Below are 23,702 nucleotides of genomic sequence, written 5' to 3' on the forward strand. Positions count from 1 at the left end.
CAGAAGCGTAAATATGTGCCGCTCCTGTGTAATGGTGAGTATTCCGCCGGTTCTTTTGGCCTGACGGAATCCATGGCCGGCTCCGACCTTGGGGGAATGAAGACCTCGGCAGTCAAGGAAGGTGATTGCTATCGACTGAACGGCAGCAAGATATTTATTACCAGTGCTGAGTATGCCGGAGTGATTATTGTCTGGGCGGTCACCAATAGAAAAATTCAGCGAACCCGCAGGATCAGTGCCTTTCTGGTGGAAAAAGATACTCCGGGATTGTCGATCGGTAAAGCGGAAGAAAAAATGGGACAGCGGGGGTCAGCTACCAACGAAGTTATTCTAGATGATTGCCTGGTACCGGCGGAAAATCTGTTGGGCAGTGAGGGCGACGGTTTCAGGATTGCCTTGATGGCTCTGGATGGCGGGCGTATCGGTATTGGTTCCATGGCCATCGGTATCGGCCTGGAGGCCATGGACTATGCCAGGGATTACTCTCGTGAAAGGATGCAGTTTGATCAGCCCATTGCCTCTTTTCAGGCAGTTCAATGGCAGCTTGCCGACAGATATGCCGAATTGCAGAGTGCCCATCTGATGGTTTTGCTGGCAGCTTCGTTAAAGCAGCAGAAAAAACCTTTTACCAGGGAAGCCTCCATGGGCAAGCTGCTGGCCACTGAAGGGGCTAACAAGGCCTGTTACAGTGCGGTTCAGATCTTGGGGGGTAACGGTTATATTGCCGAATATCCGGTTGAGCGACTCTATCGGGATGCCCGGGTAACTACCATCTATGAGGGAACTTCAGAGATACAGCGTCTGGTTATTGCCCGTCATATTCTTGGTGAGTTTTAACAATTAGCTGAATTGACCGAAGATGAAAGTCCTTCCAAAGGATGAATAAACTTTCAGGAGGAAAGACTTATGAGTGGTGAAAAGAAATTTGATCAAACTGATGAAAGGCGGCAAGCCTGGGAAGCTATCTATGCTAAAGCAGTTAAAAAATACCCTGAACGCTTGCCGCAGTTTACCACTTTATCCAATGAACCCATAAAAAAATTATATACTCCTGAAGATCTTGCCGGCTTCAGTTATCAGGATGAACTGGGTTATCCCGGTGAATATCCTTACACCAGGGGCGTCCAGCCTACCATGTATCGTGGCCGTTTATGGACCATGCGTCAGTTTGCCGGTCTTGGGGGAGCTGAGGAAACTAATGCCCGTTTTCATTACCTGATGGAACATGGTGAAACCGGTTTGAGCACTGCATTTGATATGCCGACTTTGATGGGATATGATTCTGACAGTCCCATGGCCCGGGGGGAAGTCGGTAAGTGTGGGGTGGCCATTGATACCCTGGCTGACATGGAAATTCTTTTTGACCGGATTCCCATGGACCAGGTGACCACTTCCATGACCATTAATCCTCCGGCTTCTATTCTGCTGGCCATGTATGTGGCAGTGGCGGAAAAACAGGGGGTGGGCAGAGATAAGATCGGCGGGACGATCCAAAATGATATGCTGAAGGAATTTATCGCCCAGAAAACCTTCATGCTGCCGCCGGAACCATCCATGCGGATCATTGTTGATACGGTTGAGTACTGTACCAAAGAGGTTCCGCGCTGGAATACCATCAGTATCAGTGGTTATCATATCCGGGAAGCCGGATCTACCGCCGCTCAGGAACTGGCTTTTACTCTGGCAGATGGTATCGGTTATGTACAGGCCTGTATAGATCGGGGACTGGATGTTGATGACTTTGCTCCCCGGCTTTCCTTCTTTTTCAATGCCCATCTCGATTTTTTTGAGGAAATTGCCAAATATCGTGCGGCTCGCCGCATCTGGGCCCGGGTGATGAAAAACCGCTTCAAGGCAAAGGACCAGCGTTCCATGATGCTTCGCTTTCACACCCAGACCGCCGGTTGTTCCCTGACCGCCCAGCAACCATACAACAACGTTGTGCGTACTGCTTGTGAAGGGTTGTCAGCTGTTCTGGGCGGAACCCAGTCGCTGCATACCAACTCCCTGGATGAAGTCCTTTCCTTGCCAACGGAACATGCAGTTACCATCGCCCTGCGGACCCAGCAGATTATTGGCGAAGAGATTGGGGTAACCAATACCATTGATCCTCTGGCCGGGTCCTATTTTGTTGAATCACTGACCAATGAGATAGAAGGACTGGCTCTGGAATATATTAATAAAATTGATGACATGGGTGGCATCCTTAAAGCGATTGAAATGGGCTATCCTCAGAAGGAAATTGCTGATGCCGCCTATACCTACCAGAAACAGGTGGATGACGGAGAGAAGATTGTTGTCGGGGTTAATAAATATCAGATGGACGACAGTCTGCCGATTGAGCTGCTGAGAATTGATGAAGTGGTTGAAAAGCGCCAACTGCAGCGTTTGCAGAAGATTAAGGATACCCGGGACAGTGCCAAGGTACAAAACTGTCTTCAGGCTATTGAAGCAGCTTCTAAAAACGGGGAAAATCTTATGCCTCATCTGCTTGAGGCAGTAAAATCGTATGTGAGCCAGCAGGAAATATGTGATACCTGGCGGCGGGTTTTTGGTCGTTACAGTGATCCGGGGATGTTTTAGTGCCTTACAGAAATTTGGGTTGCGGAAGTAGCCCCGCATTAGGAGTTATTCATGGGTGAAAATAAAATAAAAGTTTTGATTGGGAAACCTGGCCTTGATGGTCATGACCGTGGGGCAAAAGTAGTTGCCAGGGCTTTGCGGGATGCAGGTTTTGAAGTGGTCTATACCGGCTTGCATCAGACTCCGGAACAGATTGTCGCCACGGCAATTCAGGAAGATGTTGATGTGATTGGAGTGAGCAGCCTGGCGGGTGCCCATATGTATCTTTTTCCCCGGATTCTCGAATTGCTTAAAGAACAGGGAGCAGAGGATATACCGGTTTTCGGTGGTGGTATCATTCCTGATGATGAGATTGATTTGCTGAAAAAGGCCGGAATAAAAGCAATTTTTACCCCTGGATCTCCAGTACGGGCAACGGTTGATTGGATCAGGACAAACCTTGGCAAATAGTTAGCAGTTTTTTTTAAAAATATGTTGGCAGTAAACGGGTATTCTCTTTAAGAATGCCCGTTTTTTTAATTCATTATTTTGAAGTGCTTCAAGGTCAGGAGTCTAAATGTCTTAAACCTGATCAGTTATGAATTTTCCTTGGCCAGAAAATCCTCAGGTTGCTGGAAGATGAATTGGTGAACCAACTGGTGCAGATAACTGAAGCAATTATGTTGGAAGGTTGCCGGTTGATGGATGAAGAATCCCGAGAATCCTTCGGGTAGGCTGGAATAATTTTCAGCTTCATTGTCACCGGTAATGGTTGCCGTAGACCAAATTTTCCCGTCAGTCCATTGTAGCCGGCGAGAGTTTCCGCGTTTGCTGCCGAATCCAGCAGACTTTCCGCTATTCTCACCAGGGTGTCTCCTTTGTGTACCTGATAGAGCCCGATTCTGGGAAGTTTAATTGCTTCTGCTGCCTTTCTGGTCAGCAGGCTGAGGTGGCCGGAGATGTATCCAGGTTTTTGGGTTTGTCCCGTCAGCGCCAGGAACAGGTAGCCTAATTTCTGCCGTGAAATTGCCGTTATTTTTAATCGCTGCCATCTGCCCCGCTTATCTTTTACCTCATATTTTCTGACCATGGCCACCTGTTGATCGATGTTAATTTCTTTTTCTGAGAGCAGCCTGGTGGTATATTTTTCCATGAATGCGTCAGTCAAGGCATCAGGTTGCAGGTGACGATCAAGCTCCCGGTAAAGGAAAACCAGTTCTTGCTGACTATCACTGTTGAGAACAAAACCATTTTTTACTGACTTCAGCTCCATACCCTCGGAAATACTGAAACGCAAACGGCAAAAAACATTTGTATACCTTTTGCCGACTACGAATCCGGCTTTTTCACCCGGACCGAACAACATGCCATCAATAGCGTTTAAGTATGTCTTTTGGTTGATGGTTTTTGCCTGCGGATATTGACGCAAAAGGTTTTTAGCTAAAAAAGATGTACTGGCAACTCTTTCCGAGGTGAGTGGATGGGAGGCCATAATAGCTTCCATCGCCGAGGGCTCATGACTGTGAAGTTGCCGCAACCGCTGGAGAAAAACGCTCATCTGCCGGGGGTCATAACCAGCCCTGGCCATGTACTTGGTTCCCAGTTCATCCGCTTGATGTTCCTGATTGCGGCTGTATTTCTGGCTGATGAGTCCCAGCAACTGTCCACTAACGTTCTGCCAGATGGAGGAACCGGTTGCCGCTCCCACAGCGGCAACCAGAATATTCATCCCTACCGTTGACTGCAGCCGCTTCATATTATGCCGGGCGTTGACATGTCCCAGTTCATGTCCCATAACTCCGGCCAGTTGGGCTTCGTTATTCATCTCTGCCAGCAATCCCCGGCTGACATACACATAACCTCCAGGCAAGGCAAAGGCGTTGATGATCGGAGAATCAATGAGAGTAAAATGATACGGAATATCCTGCCGTTCACAATGGACGGTCAGCCGTTTTCCGATGGCAGAAATATATGCCTGTAATTTGGGATCATTGTAATAGCCGAATTTTTCCAGAACCTGAGGATGGGCTTTTTTGCCCATACTTACTTCCTGCTCCGAACTGTAAAGCATGACTTCGTGTGATCCACTAACAGGGTTAACCGAGCAGGCAGGTAATAAAAATAACATGACCAGACAGATAATGGTAGCGATGAGAAAATTTTTTATTTGCATGGCTTTCACCAGGTCATGGTAATGGATATATTTCATTCTTTTACCAGACCATATTTATCCAGTAGTTTCAAGAAAAATTTTCTTGCCGTCAAGCCGGTAATTCTGGGAAAAAACTTGCAAGCTGTTGGTGAATTTGCTAGTAAACAAAGCATCTTAGGGCTCACGCAAAAAGAAATATCATAAATTGAATGATGAATGAAGAAGGAGAAAATTGTGCCATCACCTTTTACCATAAACTATGCTGAGCGGATTAATACGCTGCCACCTTATCTGTTTGCCGCCATTGATCAGAAAAAAGCTGAAGTCAAGGCTCGGGGCATTGATATTATTGATCTGGGAGTGGGAGATCCTGATTTGCCGACCCCGGCTCACATAGTCAGTGCCTTACAGCAGGCGGCAGCTAAAAAGGAGAATCATCAGTATCCCTCATACGTGGGAATGCCGTCATTCCGTGAAGCCGCCGCCCAATGGCTTAATCGACGGTTTGAAATTGACTGTGATCCAGCCAGTGAGATACTGTCACTGATCGGTTCAAAGGAAGGGATTGCTCATATTCCGTTGGCTTTTGTTAATCCCGGTGATTACGTTCTGGTCCCCGATCCAGGATATCCGGTTTATGCGGTTGCCACTGGTTTTGCCGGGGGGGTTGTCCATAAAATGCCGCTGTTGGAAGAAAATGGATTTTTGCCGGATCTTCAGACAATTCCGGAAGACATTGCCAATCGGGCCAAACTCATGTTTATTAATTATCCCAACAATCCTACCGGTGCGGTTGCCGATCAGAATTTTTTTGAGCAGGTGATAATCTTTGCCCGCCGGCATAATATCATAGTCTGTCATGATTCTGCCTATACCGAACTGGCCTACAATGACTATCGTCCGTTAAGCTTTCTCGAGGTTCCGGGAGCTAAAGAGGTGGGGATAGAATTTCATTCCCTCTCCAAAACCTATAATATGACCGGCTGGCGTATAGGTTTTGCCGCCGGCAAAGCTGAGGTTGTCAAGGGGTTGGGGAAAGTAAAAACCAACATCGATTCCGGAGCTTTTCAGGCCATACAGGAGGCGGCGATTGTTGCCTTGAGCGCTGATCAGCATTGTGTGGTCGAATTGTGCCGCATCTATCAACATCGTCAGGAGATGATGGTGAATGCCCTGAAAAAAGCTGGTCTTACTCTTTCAGTTCCCAAGGCAACATTTTATCTATGGATCAAAAATCCTGTGGGCATGGATTCTGCCGGCGTTGCTGCCATGCTGCTCGAACAGGCTGGGGTGGTGGTAACCCCAGGGAATGGTTTCGGCGATGCGGGTGAGGGATACTTTCGTATTTCCCTTACGGTTCCCGAGGCGAGGCTGCAGGAAGCCGGGGAACGGATTATCAAGGCTATCGGATAAGTTTTTTTCATGTTCAGATAATAAAGTGGGTATCCTATGCGTAAATTATGCCAGTCTTTTATCCTTATATGTTTTCTTTTCTTCGCGGTTTCCGCCGGGGCGGCATCACTGACGGACGCACTGGTTTCTCTTTTTGATCAGGTGGAACAGAACCTGTACGGCAAGGGACAAATTGTTTCCATTATCAAGGAAAAAAATGAAGCCATTCTTGAGTTTCCCGGTGGTTCTGTTCCCGGGGAAGGGGCTGAATTTCTGGTTTATGATGCCAGTACTCAGGATCAAAAAGATCCTGAGAAGGCCTTTAACCGAATATTTAAAGGAGTTGTCTCTGTTGTTGAGTCAGCGGGCAGTGTTTCCCGGGCTTTGATTGTCCGGCAGGAAAAAACATTTGCGATTGGAGACCAGATAATAATCCCTGCACCAATCATGGCTTATGTTGCACCACTAAAGAATCTGACCGGTTTTCTTCCTCTTACCCGTGAGGCGACGGAAGTTATGGCCTTGCAACTGGGTCGGTTTACGACCATGAAAATTTCAGGAATTCCCCAGATCAATCAGAATCTGATTGATCAACTGCGGAATGAATTGCGTCGAGAAGGCCGCTATGGTTTGGTTATTCAACCTTACCTGATGGTCGTGAATGGCCAGAGCAAAGCCCAGCTTAAATTGATTTCACTGTTCAGTGGTCAATCTTTGGGGGTTCTATCCGAAGATTTTTTTGCTTTCCCTGGCCAGGGTCCAGGGCAGCCGGCAGTTCAGAATATCCCTCCTGTTTCTCCCTATCCGGGTCAGTATCCCCCGCCAAATCTTCCTGCCAGGATGCCTGCTGTCCGCTAATGCAAGTTGAAAGGAGTGCTTTTATCATGGCCGTAGCTAAGAAATCGCTGGAATTACGTGAAAAACACCGAGGACTGATTGGGGTTCACAGCAAGGTGCCGATAAAGGACAACTCTGTACTGAGTCTGGTATATACGCCCGGGGTTGGCGCCTGCTCTCAAGCGATTGCTGAGAATTCAGCAGATTCATTCCGCTATACCATGCGGGCCAACACCGTAGGTCTCCTTTCCAATGGCACAGCCGTCTTTGGAATGGGTAATGTTGGTGCTGGAGCATCAATTCCCATGCTGGAAGGGGTTTCCGCGTTCTTCAAAAGTTTTGCCGGAATTGATGCCATCCCTCTGGCAGTTAATTCTGCTGATCCTGCTGATTTTGTTGAAATTGCCCGGGTGATGGCTCCAACAATGGGTGGCATATGCCTTGAGGATATTGCTTCACCGGATTGCTTTGCAATTGTGGAGCGATTGCAAAGGGCCGTTCGGCTGCCGGTTTTTCATAATGATCAGCATGGAGCTGCCATCGTCATCCTGGCAGCTCTGGCCAATAGTTTGAAACTGGCAGGCAAAAAACTGGAAGGTTGTAAAATAGTCATTAATGGTGCCGGGGCTGCCGGTGTGGCCCTGGCCCGCAGGCTGGCCAACTTGGGGGTGGGTGAGCTGATTCTTTGTGATCAGGCCGGGGCAATTTACCGCCATCGGACTGCCAACATGAACTGGGTAAAATCTGAACTTTCCTTTGTAACCAATAAATCCCATGTCAAAGGGACACTGGAAGAAGTTTTACCGGGAGCTGATGTTTTCATCGGTTTGTCAGTCAGTAAACTTTTGTCACCGGAGTGGATTAAAAAGATGGCGGCCAAGCCGATAATCTTTGCTCTGGCACTGCCTGAACCTGAGATTGACTACCTGGCTGCCAGAAAAGCCGGTGCTTTTATTGTGGCGACAGGTAATGTTAATCACCCTAATTATCTGACTTCGGCTCTGGCCTTCCCCGGATTTTTTCGGGGAGCGCTGGATGCTGCTGCCTGGAGGATTACCAACTCCATGGAAATGGCGGCAGTAAAGGCTATTCAGGAGCATGTGCCTGACAACCTCCTGAGCGAGGTTAATATTACCCCCCGGCTTATTGATTTCAGCCTGGCGCCGGAAATTGCCCGGCAGGTGGCAATGGCTGCCGTGGCTGAAAAGGTAAACCGCAAAAAAGTTGAACCTGATCAGGTGCGGGACAGACTGCTGCGGTACGTATATGAAGGAGAATTGGCTATTCTTCCGGTTCCAGACAGAGGAAAAAAACGGGCTGAGGTTATACCTTCAGTTGATGAACAATCGCTGGAACTACATAAACGTTATATGGGGGTAGTGGGTATTGAGGGTAAAATTCCGGTCAAGGATATCCATCTAGCTTCCATCCTTTATTCAGCTGCCGGGGTTTCTGATTCCTGTAAACTGATTATGAACGATCCGGATAAACTCTATGATTTAACCGTTAAAAGCAATTTGGTGGCGGTAGTTTCCGATGGCTCCGCGGTTCTTGGCTTGGGTAATATTGGCCCCCGGGCGGCTTTGCCGGTGATGGAAGGCAAAGCTGTTTTATTCAAAACTTTTGGGGGAGTGGAGGCCTTGCCTATTTGTATTGATACTCAGAATGTTGATGAAATTGTTCGGGTGGTAGAAGCCATTTCACCAGTTTTTGGCGGCATCAACCTCGAAGATATTTCGGCTCCCCGTTGCTTTGAAATAGAAAAAATCCTGCGGCAGAAACTCGACATTCCGGTATTTCATGATGATCAGCATGGCACGGCGGTTATTGCCCTGGCTGGAATGATAAACGCTTTGAAAATTGTTGGTAAAGATGCTGACAAAATTAAAGTTGTGGTTAATGGGGCGGGTGCCGGTGCCACGGCGGTTACCAAGCTCTTGTTAAGTGCCGGGATTAAAAACATCATCATGTGTGACACTGTCGGGTCTATTTATGATGGTCGCCAGGAGCGGATGAATCCTTACAAGCAGGAGATGGCCCGGCTGACCAACCCGGATAAATTGCGGGGGAAATTGGCCAAAGTGATCAAAAACGCTGATGCTTTTGTCGGCCTTTCCAAACCTGAAACCCTGACGGTTGCCATGATCAAAAGCATGGCTGCCAATCCCATTGTTTTTGCGCTCGCAAACCCGATACCGGAAATCATGCCGGATAAAGCTTTTGCGGCTGGGGCTAAAGTAGTGGCCACTGGTCGCTCTGATTTTCCCAATCAGGTGAATAACTCCCTGGCTTTTCCCGGCATTTTTCGCGGAGCTTTGGATGTCAGAGCCTGCCAGATTGATGATCGGATGAAAATAGCTGCGGCTCATGCTATTGCGGCCATGGTAACCGAGGAAGATTTAGCCAAAGGAACGATTATCCCCTCGGCAATGAACCTGGCGGTCCCGCCGCAGGTGGCGGCCGCGGTTGCCGAAGCGGCAATAAAAGGCAAGATGGCCCGCCGACAGCTTGATCCCGAGGATATCCGCAATAATACCCATGATTATCTTTATGAAGGGATATTGCGGATTTTGTAAGTATCTCAACTTTCTGACTTGTATTGCCAGGTAACCATTTTAGGATGTTCGGGCTTGGCTCATAGCGGTATTGGCCGCCGAACGAATCACACGATGTGATTCGCGGCGGACGCCTCGGAAGCCGGCCATGGACGGCCGGCGAGAATGAGCGAGAGCCATGCCGGAACATCCCCAGAAATTTCTTTCAGCTGTTTTTAGATTAACTCAGAAAGTTAAATAAGTATCTTTTAGCCACAGAAACACACAGACAATTCTCTCCATGATAAAGGGTGAATTTCTATCAGTGAAAAAAATTCGCTTAAAGGAACTGACTACCATGATTATTGATGCTCATGTCCACATGTTTCCCCCGGAAATTGTTCATCAGCGGGAAAAGTTTTTTTCCAATGAGCCGGAATTCCGGCTTCTTTACGAACCACCCAAATCTAAGCTGGTGCTGGCGGAGGAATTACTGGCCAGGATGGATGATGAGGGAATTGACCGCTGCGTAGTTTTTAGTTTTCCCTGGCGGGACATGGGCATCTCCCGTCTGTGCAATGATTATATTATTGAACAGGTAAGAAAATATCCTGATCGGCTTATCGGCCTGGCTTGCTTTGGTTTTGCTGATCCACGTGAAGCGGCTTCAGAGGCCGAACGATGTCTGGCCGCGGGTTTGTCCGGAGTGGGGGAATTGGCTTTCTATATCGAAGGTTTTACCGAATCCATCATATCAGCTTTTGCTCCAGTTATTGAGGTGTTACGGGCCGCCGGCAGTCTTCCTTTAATGCTTCATACCAATGAACCGGTCGGACATCAGTATCCGGGAAAATGTGATGTAATGCTGCGCAATCTTGATAAATTTCTCCGGCTCTATGGTGATGTGCCAACGATTTTTGCCCATTGGGGAGGTGGATTTCCTTTTTATCATCTGCTGAAACGAGAGATGGAAGAGGTGGTTGCCAACCTTTACTATGATACCGCCGCCTCTCCCTATCTTTACCGACCGCAAATTTACAAGGTAGTAGGGGAGATGATTGGTTTTGAGCATATCCTGTTGGGTACCGATTATCCCCTGCTGAAGGCAGCCCGCTATTTTAATGAGATGGACCAGGCCGGAATCACCCCGGAACAAAAAGCCCTGATTTGTGGCGAAAATACCGCTCGTCTTTTTAGACTGGCAGGCAGGAAATAAGAGCATTGACCTTGAATTTTTGCTGAGGCAGCAATAAAAACATAGTTTTGCTCCAATATTGATCTGGCTTTTTTCTTGACATGTTTATTAATCTGTGTTTGTTATATGCATGTTTTTTCTTATAATCTTGTTTTGTTCAATGCAATGCCGACAACTTAGAGGAGGTAATGTATGAAACGGCGTAATTTTATTAAGAAGGTTGGTACCGGGGCGCTGGCTGTTGGCGCCGGGATGGCTGTCAGACCAAGAAAGGCCCGGGCGGCCAAACATAAAATCTATAACTGGAAAATGGTTACCACTTGGCCGCCTCACTTCCCGGTACTTGGGGAAGCGGCGGATTACACCGCCAAATGGGTGGAAGAGATGTCCGGTGGCCGGTTGAAGATTACCGTTTATGGCGGCGGCGAACTGGTTCCTTCGTTGCAGGTCTTCGACGCCGTCAGTTCCGGCACCGTTGAGATGGGTCACGGGGCCGCCTATTACTGGGCCGGCAAGCATCCGGCAACCCAGTTTTTTGCCGCCGTTCCTTTTGGTCTCAATGCTCAGGGGATGAATGCCTGGCTTATCTCCGGTGGCGGCCAGGAACTTTGGGATGAACTCTATGGCAAATTTAATCTTAAAGCCTGGCCGGCGGGTAATACCGGTGTCCAGATGGGCGGTTGGTTTAATAAAGAAATCAAGACCATTGATGATCTTAAAGGACTGAAGATGAGAATTCCCGGTCTGGGCGGCAAGGTGCTGGCCAAAGCCGGTGGCAACGCCGTCCTGGTGGCCGGCGGGGAAATCTACACTAACCTTGATCGAGGCGTCATTGATGCCACCGAATGGGTCGGTCCCTACCATGATATAAAGATGGGTTTTTATAAAGCGGCTAAATACTACTATTCACCTGGCTGGCATGAGCCCGGAACCACGCTGGAGTGTATGGTTAACAAACAGAAGTATGAAGCCTTGCCCAAGGATCTCCAGGCGATTATCGATGCGGTCTGCGCCAAATCCAACATGTGGTCGCTGGCGGAATTTGAAGCTAAAAATAATAAATATTTGAAGGAACTGGTTGAACAGCACAATGTTCAGGTCCGCCAGTTTCCGGACAAGGTTCTTGCGCAGCTGAAGAAATACAGCGATGAAGTGTTGAAAGAACTGGCAGCCAGTGACCCCTTTACCAGGAAAGTTTGTGAATCTTACCTGGCTTTCAAAAAACAGTATAACGAGTGGAACGCGATTTCAGAAGAGCGGTACGCGAAATTGAAACATCTTTAATCTGATTTGTGCCTATAGTGAGTGATAAAAAAGGCCGCCCTGGATAAAACCAGGGCGGCCTTTTTATGTCTTCGTTTCAACTCTCATTCTTTAAGCTAACCACCAAGTAAAATACGGGGCAGCCAGGTTACCGCTTCGGGGATAAAACAGATGATTGCCATGCCGGCAAGCTGAATAATCACAAAAGGAATGATGCCTTTATAGATGTCAATGGTTTCTATCCCCGGCGGGGCAACCCCTTTGAGGTAGAAAAGTGAAAAACCAAAGGGTGGAGTCAAAAATGAGGTCTGCAGGTTGACGGCAATCAGGACGGCCAGCCAGAGTGGATCGACTCCCAATGTGATCATGATCGGGGTCAGGACCGGGACGAAGATAAAGGTGATCTCAATAAAATCGAGGAAGAAGCCGGCGATAAAAATAATCCCCATGACGACGCTTATAATCCCCCATTTGCCGAAGGGCAGCCCCAAAATCAGTTCACGTATCTGGGTATCTCCACCCAGACCCCGGAAGACAAGTCCCAGGGTTGTGGCGCCAACCAGGATAACGAAAACCATACAGGTCAGTTTGGTAGTGCTGGTCATCACCTCCATGATCGTTTCCCGGTTAAGTTTCCCCTTTGCCAGGGTCAGGAAACTGGCGCCGACGGCGCCCAGGGCCGCGGCTTCGGTAGGCGAGGCAACGCCGGCAAAGATGGTGCCTAAAACCGCGCAGATCAGAAACAGCGGCGGAATCAGCGAAGTCAAAACCATTTTTCGCATTTCTTTTTTGCTGATGCCGGCCAGTTCTTCTTCCGAAATCGGGGGTGCCCAATCAGGTTTTATCCGGGCCACGATCGAAATGTAGATAATATAGAGGACGACCAGGGTTAGTCCGGGGATGACGGCGCCGACAAAGAGGTCGCCGATGGGAACGTTCATAATGTCGCCCAGGAGTACCAGGACAATGCTTGGCGGGATAATCTGCCCCAGGGTGCCGGAAGCGGCAACCGTACCGGTAGCCAGATTTTTTGAGTAGTTACGTTTGAGCATGGTCGGCAGGGACAAAAGACCCATGGTAACCACCGTAGCGCCGACAATGCCGGTCGAGGCTCCCAGCAGGGCACCGACGATGACCACTGAGATTGCCAGTCCCCCCTTGACTCGGGCAAAGACCAGGCCCATGGTTTCCAGCAGTTCCTCCGCCAGCCCGGAACGTTCCAGCATGACTCCCATATAGATGAAAAGAGGCACGGCCAGGAGAACGAAGTTGGACATTACGCCCCAGATACGCAAGGGCAGGAGCCCGAAAAAGCCGGGGCCGAAACCGATGAGGCCGAAAAAGAGGGCGGTGCCGCCGAGGGTGAAGGCAACCGGGTAGCCGAGCAGCAGGAGAACAAAGACCGAGGCGAACATGATCAGGGGCAGATTGCCCTGGATAAACTCCATCATTGGGGCACCTCACTTTCTTTGCCGATAATGACCAGAAAGTTTTTGATTGCCTGGGAGATGCCCTGAATAATCAGGAGAAAAAAACCGGCCGGGATCATGGCTTTAAGGAGATAGCGGCCCGGCAGGCCGCCGGGATCTGGTGACGTCTCGCCAACTGCCCATGAGCTTTCGATAAAGTTGCGGGTGATATAAATGACCATGATGCAGAAAGGAAGCAGAAAGAGAAAGGTACCGAAAAAATCGATCCAGGCTTTTTGTTTCTTGCTGAGTTTGGTGTAGATGATATCGACTCTGACATGGGCCTCCTTTTTCAGGGCATAAGCGGCACCGATCAAAAAGATTATGGCAAAGAGATGCCACTCCATCTCTTGAACCGCAATATTACCTCTTTTGAAGCCGTAACGCATAATAACATCATAGGTTACCGTAAGTACCATCAGGGTAGTCAGCCAGGAAATGCCCCGTCCGATTTTTTCCATGGTGTTATCAATAATCTCGGAAATTCTCTTGAGAAAATTCATTTTCATTAAACTCCTGAAGAGGTTGTCAACGCAATAAAAGATATATGGTAATTACTGTGCATGATCGCAAAATTTGTATACTAAAAGTGCTCTTGAATCAAGGGGAATATTTGCAGGTCTTCAAAGAGGGCGAATCAAAGTCAGTGAAAAAATCTTTATATCGAAATTCAAGACATCATATTTTCCCGAGCTGGAAAGACGGGCTTTTTTGTGGTATGAAAATAAAAGGTATAAGGTTTAAGGTGCAAGGCGTACGGTTCCTTATTCCGTATACCCTGTATCGTTCACCATTGATTTTTTTCAGGAGATAATCATGCAGCTTGGCAATGATCCATTTAAGCCTGATTTCTGGTTGACCTATGCGAAAGAACGTAAGAAAAGTTTTGCCAATAAGAAAATAACCACAGCAAAAAAGTGGGATGGGCTGGCCGGCCATTACCGGAAATATGAGCAGGATGATGATTTCAAGCAGGATCAACAATGGATTATGGCGCAACTACGTTTACGCCGCATTCTCCAACCGGAATATAATGTCATTGATGTTGCCTGCGGGCCGGGAACCCACTGTTTTCACTTTGCCCGACAGTGTAAACAGGTAACGGCCCTTGATGTTTCTCCTAAAATGATTGACCAGCTTGAAGCAAAAAAACGTGAACAGCAGGCGGCAAATATTGAAGTGATCTGCAGTGATTTTCACCATTATAAAACCAAAGAAAAATACGATCTTGTATTTGTTTCCATGAGCCCCATATTAAATGAGCTGAGTGCTGTTGATCGTTTACTGGAACTCTCTTCCCGTTACCTGGCCCTGGTCTACTGGGCCGGGGTTCGCGACAATCCGCTTTACAATCATTGTTACAAAATGATTTTCAACGAACCCTATGTTTGGGATCCCCTGGATATTGTCGCCATTTTCAATTATCTTTATAGCTTAGGCTTCTCCCCGGAAATCTCTTTCCAGCATGCCCGGTGGAAGCGCCATGATACTTTGGAAAATACCTTGCAGCATACCCTCTGGCACCTGGAGTTTTACCGTCCATTGAGTGAGACTGAGAAAGGGATGGTTCGCGATTATCTTTCGCCTTTAGCCGATGATCAAGGGATGGTGTATTATGAGACCAAGGTCAGAAAAGGTTTTATCATTCTTGATCAGAAAGCAGGGATAGATGATAAATAAGCGGAGGCGAGGGAAATATGCTGGAATCTTTCTGTCAATTTGATTTTCTTTCCATTTTGAGCAATACTATCATTTATAAGCTACAGGGTTGCCCGTCTTTTTTTCGTCAAACCGCTGATTAGAAACCGTAAAGAGAGGGAAGATATGGCCAGGAAAAAACCAGCGCTTTTTTCGCTGAACGACCAGTTCACCTTTTTTTATGAGTTTTTGAAACATCCCCTGCAGATTGGTTCGATTATTTCCAGTTCCCGTTTTCTTGAACAGCGTATCCTCAAGACCGCCGATATTGCTACCAGCAAAACAATTGTCGAACTGGGGTGCGGCACCGGGGGCACGACGCGGGCAATTCTCAAGGCAATGCCGCGAACTGCCAGACTCCTGAGTGTCGAGATAAACCCACATTTTCACGCCCTGGTCAGCAGCAGGATCAATGATGAACGTTTTATCGCCCATCTGGGGAATTCCTGCGAGCTGAAAAAAATCATCTCACTCTATAGGATTGAGGACCCGGAGGTTATTATTTCCGGCATCCCGTTTTCCACCATGAACCGTTGTACAGGATCCCAGCTGCTGGCGGAAATTTCATCGCTTTTGGCCCCCCATGGCCGTTTTGTGGCTTATCAGGTGAGCAAGCGGGTGGCTTCCCTCTGCCGCCCTTTCTTTGGGTACGAACGGACGCAGCTGGAACTGCTGAACATTCCGCCGATGTTTATCTTCCGGTGGGACAAGCCTGCTTTTAAAGCGATTCACTAATCCAGTTCGGCAACCTTTTCAACACCTCAAAGGACGCTGGTTGCTCATCCCGTGGATAACCGCAGGATTAGATGAGCAGCATGGTTATCAGTTTCGTTAAAAAGTACGAAACCGAGTCGCTTGTGATTCCTAACCGCTTGATATCATAGATGACGATGGGACCCTTTCTGACTTTTTACAAGTCCATTGTAGTTGGTATGAGTTTCGCGAGCAAGTTTATCCTGATCTTTGTATTCCTGCTGCTGGTGGGATGCGCGATTCTGCCGGATGACGAAGCATCACTGGTCCTCGAAGATCTGGCTGCTCGGGGCAAGTCGAGCCGGCTTAAGGAGCGTACCTCGGACCCGGTGCGCCGACTACTGACATATAGCGATCATGGACGCCATTGCCAGGCCGACCTTTACCTTCCAGGTCAGCCGCCACGCGCCGGCATCGTTCTGATACCGGGGGTAGCTGCTCTTGGCCGGAATGATCCCCGTCTGGTTGCTTTTGCCACCACTCTGGCCCGGGTGCGTTTTCTCGTGCTGGTGCCGGACATTCCCAATTTGCGGGCCCTCATGATCCAGTCCGATGATGTCCAGAGAATTGTGGGAGCCTTTCCCCACTTGGTTTCCCGTTCCGAACTCCCGGCGGGTAGCCGGATTGGCATCGGGGCTTTCAGCTACGCCGCCGGGCCGGCGATTTTGGCAGCCCTGGACCCGGCAATTCGCGAACGGGTAGATTTCATTTTAGGCGTTGGGGGTTACTACAATTTACGGCAGGTAATTACTTTTTTTACCACCGGCTATTTTCGCGAGAGGGGTCGGTGGCGCTATCTCAAGCCCAACCGGTACGGCAAGTGGGTATTCGTACTCAGCAATGTTGGGCGGCTGACCAATGCCATGGACCAACAAGTCTTTCGATTCATGGCCGAACGCCGGCTGAAAGACCCTGATGCTCCAATCGCGGATCTGGCCGGTGCCCTTACAGCTGAAGGCCAGGCGCTTTTTGCCCTGTTGGAAAATCGGGATCCGGAGCGCACCCCATTTCTCATTGCCAAACTTCCGGCGGCCATCGGCAACGATATCGAGGCTTTGAATCTCGCCAATCAGGACCTGTCCCGGTTGCGGGCGAAGTTGATTCTGCTTCATGGTACTGACGATGAGATCATCCCCTATTCTGAAAGCGTGGCATTAGCGGCAGCCGCACCTGCCGGCCGGGCTCAACTGTTTCTCATTGCCGGCCTGGCGCATGTGGACATTCTTCCCCGGAAATTGGATCGCCGGGCTCTGTGGCGTGCCATCAATGCCCTGTTAGGGGAGAGAGGCCGCTGATTCCAGGAACATTGATCAGCATTATTTTTGGATCAATTTATGGGACTCTGGTGGACAGATGGGAAAAAAGACGTTACACTGAAATATATCATGGGTAAGATTATTATATCATCTCATTCCGGCTTCTGGCAGTTATTGGCTGTAGTTTTTCTGCTGGCCGGCGGTTTGATGTTTTTGGCCACTGACCGGCTGGCAGCTGTTGAACAGCTGACCGCCAAGCCGTTTGGCTATGTCTTTGAGATTGAAGGCCCCATCGGGCCGGCTACCAACGATTACCTGGCCAGAGGCCTCAACCGGGCACGGGATGACGGCGCCAAGCTGGTGATCATCCGCATGGATACTCCCGGTGGTCTCGATACGTCCATGCGTGATATTGTCAAAAAAATCATCACCGCTCCGGTGCCGGTCGTGAGTTATGTCGCTCCGGGCGGCGCCCGGGCCGCCAGTGCCGGCACCTATATTCTCTATGCCAGCCACGTGGCGGCCATGGCCCCGGGAACCAATCTCGGGGCGGCCACCCCGGTGCGCATCGGCGGCCTGCCTCTCCCCGGCGGCCAGCCACCGGAACGTCAACCGGCACCATCCCAACCCCCGGAGGAAAAACCGCCGCCGGCAGCCATTCCCCATGACGTCATGGAAAAGAAGATTATCAATGACGCCGTCGCCTACCTGCGGGGCCTGGCCCAGATGCGCGGCCGCAACGTCGAGTGGGCTGAAAAGGCGGTCCGCGAGGGAGCCAGCCTGCCGGCCGAAGAGGCTGTTGCAATGGGAGTGGTGGATATCCTGGCCGTTGATCTCCAAGAGCTGCTGACCGCTCTTGACGGTCGCCAGGTGATGGTGCAGGGGAAAGTGCAGATTATCAATACCGCAGAGCTGCAGCTCCAGATGATCAAGCCCGACTGGCGCAGCCGGCTGCTGGCCGTGATTACCAACCCCAACCTGGCCTATATTTTCATGCTGCTGGGTATCTACGGTCTCTTTTTTGAGTTTACCCATCCGGGATATATTCTGCCGGGGGTGGTGGGGGCCATCTGCCTGTTGCTGGCGCTGTTTGCTTTTCATCTGCTGCCGGTCAACTACGCCGGCCTGGCCCTGATTATTCTGGGGTTGGCTTTCATGTTGGCCGAGGCCTTTGTTCCCAGCTTCGGGGCCCTCGGGATCGGGGGCACAGTGGCTTTTGTGGTTGGTTCGGTGATTCTTTTGCGTACCGAGGTGGAGGGCTTTATTCTTTCCCCCTGGCTGGTGGGCTTTGTGGCCCTGCTGTCCAGCGGCTTTGTCATCGGGGTTCTTGGCATGGTGGTTAAGGCCCGGCGCCGGCCGGTGGTCAGCGGACGGGAACAACTGGTGGGCAGTGAAGGAGAAGTGTTGGCCGATTTTACCGGCGAAGGAACTATCCGTCTGCGGGGTGAAACCTGGCGGGCCCGGGCGGTTGCTAAACTGACTGCCGGTCAACGGGTGCGGGTCACCGACATGGAGGGCTTAACAGCGATTGTCAAGCCTGTGGAAGAACAGCAGTAGAAAGGAGAACGGAACAATGATTAGCCATGTTATCACGTATATCATTCTCGGCCTGTTGGTGGGTCTGGCGGCCAGCGCCATCCGGGTGCTGCGGGAATATCAGCGCGGCGTTGTTTTTACTCTGGGGCGTTTCTGGAAAGTCAAGGGTCCGGGATTGATCATCCTGATTCCCATCATTCAGCAGATGGTACGCGTTGATCTGCGGACCATCGTCATGGATGTTCCCAGTCAGGATGTCATCTCCCGCGACAACGTTTCGGTCAAGGTCAACGCGGTGGTCTATTTTCGGGTTCTGGACCCGGAAAAAGCCATTATCCAGGTGGAAAATTATTATGTTGCCACCAGCCAACTGGCTCAGACCACTTTGCGATCGGTGCTTGGCCAGCACGAATTGGACGAAATGCTGGCCGAACGGGAAAAACTGAATGAAAACCTGCAGCATCTGCTGGATGAACAGACGGACCGCTGGGGTATCAAGGTCAGCAACGTCGAGATCAAGCACGTTGATCTGGATGAAAGCATGATCCGCGCCATTGCCCGCCAGGCGGAGGCCGAACGTGAACGGCGGGCCAAGATCATCCATGCCGAAGGGGAACTGCAGGCCTCCGAAAAGCTGCTCCAGGCCTCCAATGTGCTGGCTAAAAATCCCCAGGCACTGCAACTTCGCTACCTGCAGACCCTGACCGAGATTGCCGCCGAACAGAATTCCACCATCATCTTCCCGCTGCCCATTGATCTGCTCAAACCGCTGATGTGGCAGTTTAAGGCCGGGGATGAAGCAGCAGAGCAATGATAATCAGCAGGTTGAAAACCTCACCTGCTGATTATTCTCCAAGGCATGAGCGTACCAGGGTGGCAAGATGAACCGCTTTGGTATCGATCTCTTTTTTAAACACCATATTGATCCTGAACTGCGAAGTCCAGGGTTTTTGTGGTATGGATAGCCGGTCTTTGTTTTGACAAGGGAACATTCTCTTGCAGCCTTTAATCTGAAGTCTGATTTTAATAAAGCAGGGATTGATGATAAATAAGCGGAACTGGTTTTCATTGAGCAGATTTATCTTTACTTTGCTTTTAAGAATTTTGTTTTTTTGCGCGTTTTTAAGCGAACAAAAATAATTGACTTACAATGGTAGAGGTGGTATTTTTGTTGAGAAATTTCACATTAATCATCATTTTTCATAAGTTAACAGATTATGAGGTGAAGGAGGAAGATCATGCCAAACAGTGCCACGAAAATTACCGATGGAGTATATTGGGTGGGGGTCAATGACCATGATACCCCATTTTTTGAAGGGTTATGGGCGTTGCCCAAGGGAATGAGCTATAATGCCTATCTGGTACGGGGTGAAGAAAAAACGGCCCTGATTGAACTTACCAAGACCACCTATACTGATGAATTTATCGGCCGGGTGGAAGAAATTGTTCCCCTGAATGAGGTTGATTATATCATTCATAATCACATGGAACCCGATCATACCGGAGCCATACCGGCAGTTTACAAGCTTTGCCCCCAGGCCGAAATTCTTTGTACCGCCAAAGCTAAAACTTTTCTTGACCAGTTTTACGGTGAAGGAGAGCGGGTGACGGCGGTAAAAGATGGTGACAGTATTGATCTTGGCGGCAAGACCCTGAAATTTCTCAGCTATCCCTGGCTTCACTGGCCTGACACCATGTTTACCTATCTGGCCGAAGATAAAGTACTCTTTTCCTGTGATGCTTTTGGCGGCTACGGGACGGTTGATGATGCTCTTTTTGATGATGAGATGGATCTGGAAGCTTATTGGCCTGAAGCCAGGCGTTATCTGGGGACCATCGTCGCTTCTTATTTACAGCATGTGGTCAAGGCTATTGATAAGTGGGTAAAAGGTGGGATGGGCATTGATATTTTATGTCCGTCCCACGGGCCGGTTTACCGGCAGAATCCCATGGCGATTATCAGCCGTTACCAGGAATGGGCAAAAAATGAGAAAGAAGCAAAGGTAGTAATGATTGTTGGTTCCATGTGGGGCAATACCCATAAGATGGGAGAAATAGTTCACCGACGTTTGGAAGAAAAGGGTATTGAAGTTAAATATTTTGATGCCGCCAGTGCCGAATCAGGAGTGATTCTCGGAGAAATGCTGAATGTCGGCGGGATTGTTTTCGGGGCGCCTACCTATGATGCTAATATCTACCCCAAACTGGAATATTATCTGATGCTGTTTAAGGACAAGAAAAAGAACGGCTACCCGGTTGGTGTTTTTACCCAGAACAGCTGGAATGTTAGCGTACTGCCGAAAATGGAAGCGTACCTGAAGGATATGAAGGCTGAAATCATCCAACCGGAAGTTGTCGGCCATGGAGCCCCGAATACGGAAGTGATTGAAGCTTTGCAGCAGATGGCTGATAATCTGGCCATGAGGATTACCAATGCTTGTGCCTGTCCGCTGCCGGGATGATTTTGGAGGATAAAATAAACAGAGTTGTTCTCCTGGTTGATGAGGACAACACTTGATTAGCGCCGCCTGGGGACGGATTTCAAATCCGTCCCCGTTAAATAATTCATGACGGGCTTTTTATTCCGTTGGAAAGTGTTCTGATCAATGTATGAAATTGACTTAGGCACCCCATTGCAGGTCCAGCTTGAGAAAATGCCGGATCGTTTTAAAAGTGTTCTGGTTGGAGTTGATCCGGGACAGTATATGATTATCCACCAACCCTTGGCAGAGAATGCTAAGGCCATTTTTGTTCCCGGGAAAACGATTGTTGTCAGATTTTTACATCGGGGGAGTGTCTATGGTTTTCAAGCTGAAATTATTTGTGTGGTGGAAGTTCCCGCTGCTCTTTTGCTTATTAAGTATCCAGCCAAGATAGAAGATCATAATTTACGCAACCATAAAAGAGTTGATTGTTATCTTCCCAGCCATCTCCTGGTTGGTAAGATGACGTTTAATTCCCGGATTATTGATTTAAGTAAAGGAGGCTGTCAGGTTGCCCTTGAAATCAGCGAGATGGAGGGCATTTCTAACCCCATGGATGTTGATCAGCAGGTCAACCTTTCTTTTTGCCTTCCTGGATTGGTAGATGAACTTAATCTTGAAGGAGTAGTAAAGAAAATACTTAACGATAAAAATCAAATAAAAATTGGCTTAAAATTTAATGAGATAGAGGCAAAATATAAAGCTAAATTTTATGAATTTCTTGCCCACGCCGGTGCCTGATTATTATTTTTTTGTAACTATTCAGCTTTAGCCAGCTAGTAGCTTGATTCCGCAGGGGACTGAATTTTTTTCACGAAAACCGGGAGACAGATTAAATTTTTCATTTTGAGATGGTACTAAAATCAATTAAAGATCGATATTGTTCGGTGAAAATCATTCTGTCCCCGAAAAAGAAAAAATAAAATCTGTCCCCTGCAGGTAAAGACAACCCTGCTGAATAGTTATATTTTTTTCAAATAATCCAAATCAGTTTTCATTCCCTTGTCGTCTATACCTCCCATTCTTTATCTCTTGATTCTGCAGATTAATTCACCTCTGGCCGCAGCAGTTTTCGTAAAAACTCTTATTAAGCGGTTGAAATTTTCCTTTAGCAAGAGTATGAAAATATAATCTGCAATGATATTATAGCTTTTTTCGTTTATTCCATTTCCACCTTTTTCCCTGGAGTCGGTTCATGGAATATGTCATCATCGGCAATGGCATTGCCGGTGTCAGTGCTGTCGAAGCCATCCGTCAACTGGATCGGCGAGGAAATATTACCCTGGTTGCCGATGAAGATCACCATCCCTACTGTCGGCCGATGATCAGTAATCTTCTGGCGGGATCAATTGCTGCTGATTGTCTGGCCATTCGTTCCCCCTCCTTTTATGATGATCTCCATATAAATCCTGTTTTAGGCCACCGGGTGGAGGCAATTGAACCGGCCGAAAGGGTTATTAAAGTGGGTAGGGCAGGGCGCAGTATACCGTTTGATCGGCTTTTAATTGCTTCCGGTGCTGATCCACGCATCCTGGATATTCCCGGTTCTCAACTGCCTGAAGTTTTCTGCCTGCGAACCCAATCTCAGGTGCAATCTATTCTTGCGACGGCAGAATGCGCCGAAAGAGCCGTGGTCGTGGGTGGCGGGCTGGTCGGTTTAAAAGCCGCCCATGCCTTGCAGTCCAGGGGGCTGCAGGTCACCATGCTTATTCGTTCAGCTCATCCGCTGACCATGCAGGTTGATAAACTGGCCGGACAAATGATCCTGGAAAAATTGCGTCATAATGGTTTGCGGGTCTTGGTTGAGGCTGAGGTAGCCGAATTCAATGGACAACATGGTTCTCTTAAATTTATAACCTTGGCGGATGGGACGGAAATACCGGCAAGTCTGGTTGTGATTGCCAAAGGCGTCACCCCTTCAACCAGCTTTGTTTTTAATGATCAACTATCCCTCGGGTATGGACAGGGCATTCTTATTGACAAAAATATGGAAACCACAGTTGCGGGAATTTATGCTGCCGGTGATGTGGCGGAAACCATAGATATCGCCCGTCAGACGAGAAGGGTTAATGCCATCTGGCCGGAAGCCGTCCAGCAGGGAATTATCGCTGGCATGAATATGGCCGGCCGGAAAGTGGTTTATCAGGGCAGTCTGAGTCGTAACGTCATGCGCTTTTATGGTCTGGATGTGATGACGGCGGGGCTGGTTGATCCTCCTTTTGATGATGATCGTTATGAGGTGATATCTTCTTTGAAGGCACAGAAATCAAAATATCACAAACTGGTATTTCGTCATGATCGGTTGGTGGGTATGCTCTTGATCAATGATCTTGAACAGGGAGGGGTGCTGTCGTCTCTGATTCGACGTGGTCTGCCGGTTCAGGGGCGAAAGGAAAGGCTGCTGGAATCTGGCTTCCAGGCGGGGAAGTTGATTTATGTCTAGCTGTAGAATATCTGTATAAACTAACTTATATTATCAATAGCAATTAGTTATATCGCATATTTCATGTAATATATTAATTTCTTTGCTTTCGTAAAAAGTTGTAAAAACGATGGCCCAGTGATGAAAGGA

The 23,702-nt window shown here is 48.7% G+C and carries 19 protein-coding genes; 16 read left to right on the top strand and 3 right to left on the bottom strand.

The annotated features are described in order from the left end of the window. From U9P07_04510 to U9P07_04520, 3 genes are all read left to right on the top strand, one after another. The coding region (locus tag U9P07_04510) for an acyl-CoA dehydrogenase family protein (protein ID MEA2108663.1) at positions 1-837 on the top strand (837 nt) is incomplete at its 5' end. Between the two features lie 69 nt (positions 838-906). Continuing rightward, positions 907-2,583: a methylmalonyl-CoA mutase family protein gene (locus U9P07_04515; protein ID MEA2108664.1), complete on the top strand. Its 1,677-nt coding sequence runs from the start codon at positions 907-909 to the stop codon at positions 2,581-2,583. 51 nt (positions 2,584-2,634) lie between these two features. Continuing rightward, complete coding sequence (locus tag U9P07_04520; GenBank protein ID MEA2108665.1) at positions 2,635-3,033, top strand: cobalamin B12-binding domain-containing protein; 399 nt, start codon at positions 2,635-2,637, stop codon at positions 3,031-3,033. A gap of 121 nt (positions 3,034-3,154) precedes the next feature. Here U9P07_04520 and U9P07_04525 read toward each other — a convergent pair whose 3' ends face one another. Continuing rightward, entirely contained in the window at positions 3,155-4,771 is a 1,617-nt protein-coding gene (locus U9P07_04525) for a M48 family metalloprotease (protein MEA2108666.1), read from the bottom strand. A 177-nt stretch (positions 4,772-4,948) separates the two neighbouring features. On the opposite strand from U9P07_04525, the gene U9P07_04530 reads away from it, so the two are divergent. From U9P07_04530 to U9P07_04550, 5 genes are all read left to right on the top strand, one after another. Continuing rightward, positions 4,949-6,127, top strand: a complete 1,179-nt coding sequence (locus U9P07_04530; GenBank protein ID MEA2108667.1) for an LL-diaminopimelate aminotransferase — start codon at positions 4,949-4,951, stop codon at positions 6,125-6,127. Positions 6,128-6,163: 36 nt separating this feature from the next. After that, on the top strand, positions 6,164-6,964 hold the full coding sequence (locus U9P07_04535; GenBank protein ID MEA2108668.1) for a hypothetical protein: 801 nt from the start codon (positions 6,164-6,166) through the stop codon (positions 6,962-6,964). 26 nt (positions 6,965-6,990) lie between these two features. Further along, positions 6,991-9,519: a malic enzyme-like NAD(P)-binding protein gene (locus tag U9P07_04540; GenBank protein MEA2108669.1), complete on the top strand. Its 2,529-nt coding sequence runs from the start codon at positions 6,991-6,993 to the stop codon at positions 9,517-9,519. Between the two features lie 283 nt (positions 9,520-9,802). Then, positions 9,803-10,693, top strand: a complete 891-nt coding sequence (locus tag U9P07_04545; protein MEA2108670.1) for an amidohydrolase family protein — start codon at positions 9,803-9,805, stop codon at positions 10,691-10,693. Positions 10,694-10,864: 171 nt separating this feature from the next. Further along, on the top strand, positions 10,865-11,956 hold the full coding sequence (locus U9P07_04550; protein ID MEA2108671.1) for a TRAP transporter substrate-binding protein: 1,092 nt from the start codon (positions 10,865-10,867) through the stop codon (positions 11,954-11,956). Between the two features lie 95 nt (positions 11,957-12,051). On the opposite strand, the gene U9P07_04555 is transcribed toward U9P07_04550, so the two are convergent. Both U9P07_04555 and U9P07_04560 read right to left on the bottom strand, forming a co-directional pair. Continuing rightward, on the bottom strand, positions 12,052-13,386 hold the full coding sequence (locus tag U9P07_04555) for a TRAP transporter large permease subunit (GenBank protein ID MEA2108672.1): 1,335 nt from the start codon (positions 13,384-13,386) through the stop codon (positions 12,052-12,054). Then, positions 13,383-13,913 carry a TRAP transporter small permease subunit gene (locus U9P07_04560; GenBank protein ID MEA2108673.1) on the bottom strand — a complete coding sequence of 177 codons (531 nt, stop codon included), beginning with the start codon at positions 13,911-13,913 and terminating at the stop codon, positions 13,383-13,385. The genes U9P07_04555 and U9P07_04560 overlap by 4 nt, the downstream gene beginning before the upstream one ends. Before the next feature lie 307 nt (positions 13,914-14,220). On the opposite strand from U9P07_04560, the gene U9P07_04565 reads away from it, so the two are divergent. The 8 genes from U9P07_04565 (at position 14,221) to U9P07_04600 (ending at position 23,573) form a co-directional block, all read left to right on the top strand. Continuing rightward, positions 14,221-15,084: a class I SAM-dependent methyltransferase gene (locus U9P07_04565; protein MEA2108674.1), complete on the top strand. Its 864-nt coding sequence runs from the start codon at positions 14,221-14,223 to the stop codon at positions 15,082-15,084. A gap of 144 nt (positions 15,085-15,228) precedes the next feature. Further along, on the top strand, positions 15,229-15,837 hold the full coding sequence (locus tag U9P07_04570; protein ID MEA2108675.1) for a methyltransferase type 12: 609 nt from the start codon (positions 15,229-15,231) through the stop codon (positions 15,835-15,837). Positions 15,838-15,986: 149 nt separating this feature from the next. Beyond that, the gene (locus tag U9P07_04575) at positions 15,987-17,150 is read left to right on the top strand and encodes an alpha/beta hydrolase (protein MEA2108676.1); all 1,164 of its coding nucleotides are present in this window, start codon (positions 15,987-15,989) and stop codon (positions 17,148-17,150) included. A gap of 39 nt (positions 17,151-17,189) precedes the next feature. Beyond that, entirely contained in the window at positions 17,190-18,668 is a 1,479-nt protein-coding gene (locus U9P07_04580) for a nodulation protein NfeD (GenBank protein ID MEA2108677.1), read from the top strand. 16 nt (positions 18,669-18,684) lie between these two features. After that, positions 18,685-19,461 carry a slipin family protein gene (locus U9P07_04585; GenBank protein ID MEA2108678.1) on the top strand — a complete coding sequence of 259 codons (777 nt, stop codon included), beginning with the start codon at positions 18,685-18,687 and terminating at the stop codon, positions 19,459-19,461. 424 nt (positions 19,462-19,885) lie between these two features. After that, positions 19,886-21,109 (top strand): FprA family A-type flavoprotein, encoded by a 1,224-nt coding sequence (locus U9P07_04590; GenBank protein MEA2108679.1) that lies wholly within the window; start codon positions 19,886-19,888, stop codon positions 21,107-21,109. A gap of 144 nt (positions 21,110-21,253) precedes the next feature. Then, the gene (locus U9P07_04595; protein MEA2108680.1) at positions 21,254-21,871 is read left to right on the top strand and encodes a flagellar brake protein; all 618 of its coding nucleotides are present in this window, start codon (positions 21,254-21,256) and stop codon (positions 21,869-21,871) included. 454 nt (positions 21,872-22,325) lie between these two features. Further along, the gene (locus tag U9P07_04600) at positions 22,326-23,573 is read left to right on the top strand and encodes an FAD-dependent oxidoreductase (protein ID MEA2108681.1); all 1,248 of its coding nucleotides are present in this window, start codon (positions 22,326-22,328) and stop codon (positions 23,571-23,573) included. Positions 23,574-23,702: the final 129 nt, after the last annotated feature.

The sequence above is a fragment of the Pseudomonadota bacterium genome, assembly GCA_034660915.1.
GTDB lineage: Bacteria > Desulfobacterota > Anaeroferrophillalia > Anaeroferrophillales > Anaeroferrophillaceae > DQWO01.

Excerpts from the sequence above, each read along its gene's own strand:
- U9P07_04525 (MEA2108666.1), bottom strand. The coding sequence starts at position 4,771 with ATGAAATATATCCATTACCATGACCTGGTGAAAGCCATGCAAATAAAA.
- U9P07_04555 (MEA2108672.1), bottom strand. The coding sequence starts at position 13,386 with ATGATGGAGTTTATCCAGGGCAATCTGCCCCTGATCATGTTCGCCTCG.
- U9P07_04590 (MEA2108679.1), top strand. The coding sequence starts at position 19,886 with ATGCCAAACAGTGCCACGAAAATTACCGATGGAGTATATTGGGTGGGG.
- U9P07_04585 (MEA2108678.1), top strand. The coding sequence starts at position 18,685 with ATGATTAGCCATGTTATCACGTATATCATTCTCGGCCTGTTGGTGGGT.
- U9P07_04560 (MEA2108673.1), bottom strand. The coding sequence starts at position 13,913 with ATGAAAATGAATTTTCTCAAGAGAATTTCCGAGATTATTGATAACACC.
- U9P07_04595 (MEA2108680.1), top strand. The coding sequence starts at position 21,254 with ATGTATGAAATTGACTTAGGCACCCCATTGCAGGTCCAGCTTGAGAAA.
- U9P07_04570 (MEA2108675.1), top strand. The coding sequence starts at position 15,229 with ATGGCCAGGAAAAAACCAGCGCTTTTTTCGCTGAACGACCAGTTCACC.
- U9P07_04565 (MEA2108674.1), top strand. The coding sequence starts at position 14,221 with ATGCAGCTTGGCAATGATCCATTTAAGCCTGATTTCTGGTTGACCTAT.
- U9P07_04580 (MEA2108677.1), top strand. The coding sequence starts at position 17,190 with ATGGGACTCTGGTGGACAGATGGGAAAAAAGACGTTACACTGAAATAT.
- U9P07_04520 (MEA2108665.1), top strand. The coding sequence starts at position 2,635 with ATGGGTGAAAATAAAATAAAAGTTTTGATTGGGAAACCTGGCCTTGAT.
- U9P07_04550 (MEA2108671.1), top strand. The coding sequence starts at position 10,865 with ATGAAACGGCGTAATTTTATTAAGAAGGTTGGTACCGGGGCGCTGGCT.
- U9P07_04515 (MEA2108664.1), top strand. The coding sequence starts at position 907 with ATGAGTGGTGAAAAGAAATTTGATCAAACTGATGAAAGGCGGCAAGCC.
- U9P07_04535 (MEA2108668.1), top strand. The coding sequence starts at position 6,164 with ATGCGTAAATTATGCCAGTCTTTTATCCTTATATGTTTTCTTTTCTTC.
- U9P07_04600 (MEA2108681.1), top strand. The coding sequence starts at position 22,326 with ATGGAATATGTCATCATCGGCAATGGCATTGCCGGTGTCAGTGCTGTC.
- U9P07_04540 (MEA2108669.1), top strand. The coding sequence starts at position 6,991 with ATGGCCGTAGCTAAGAAATCGCTGGAATTACGTGAAAAACACCGAGGA.
- U9P07_04575 (MEA2108676.1), top strand. The coding sequence starts at position 15,987 with ATGACGATGGGACCCTTTCTGACTTTTTACAAGTCCATTGTAGTTGGT.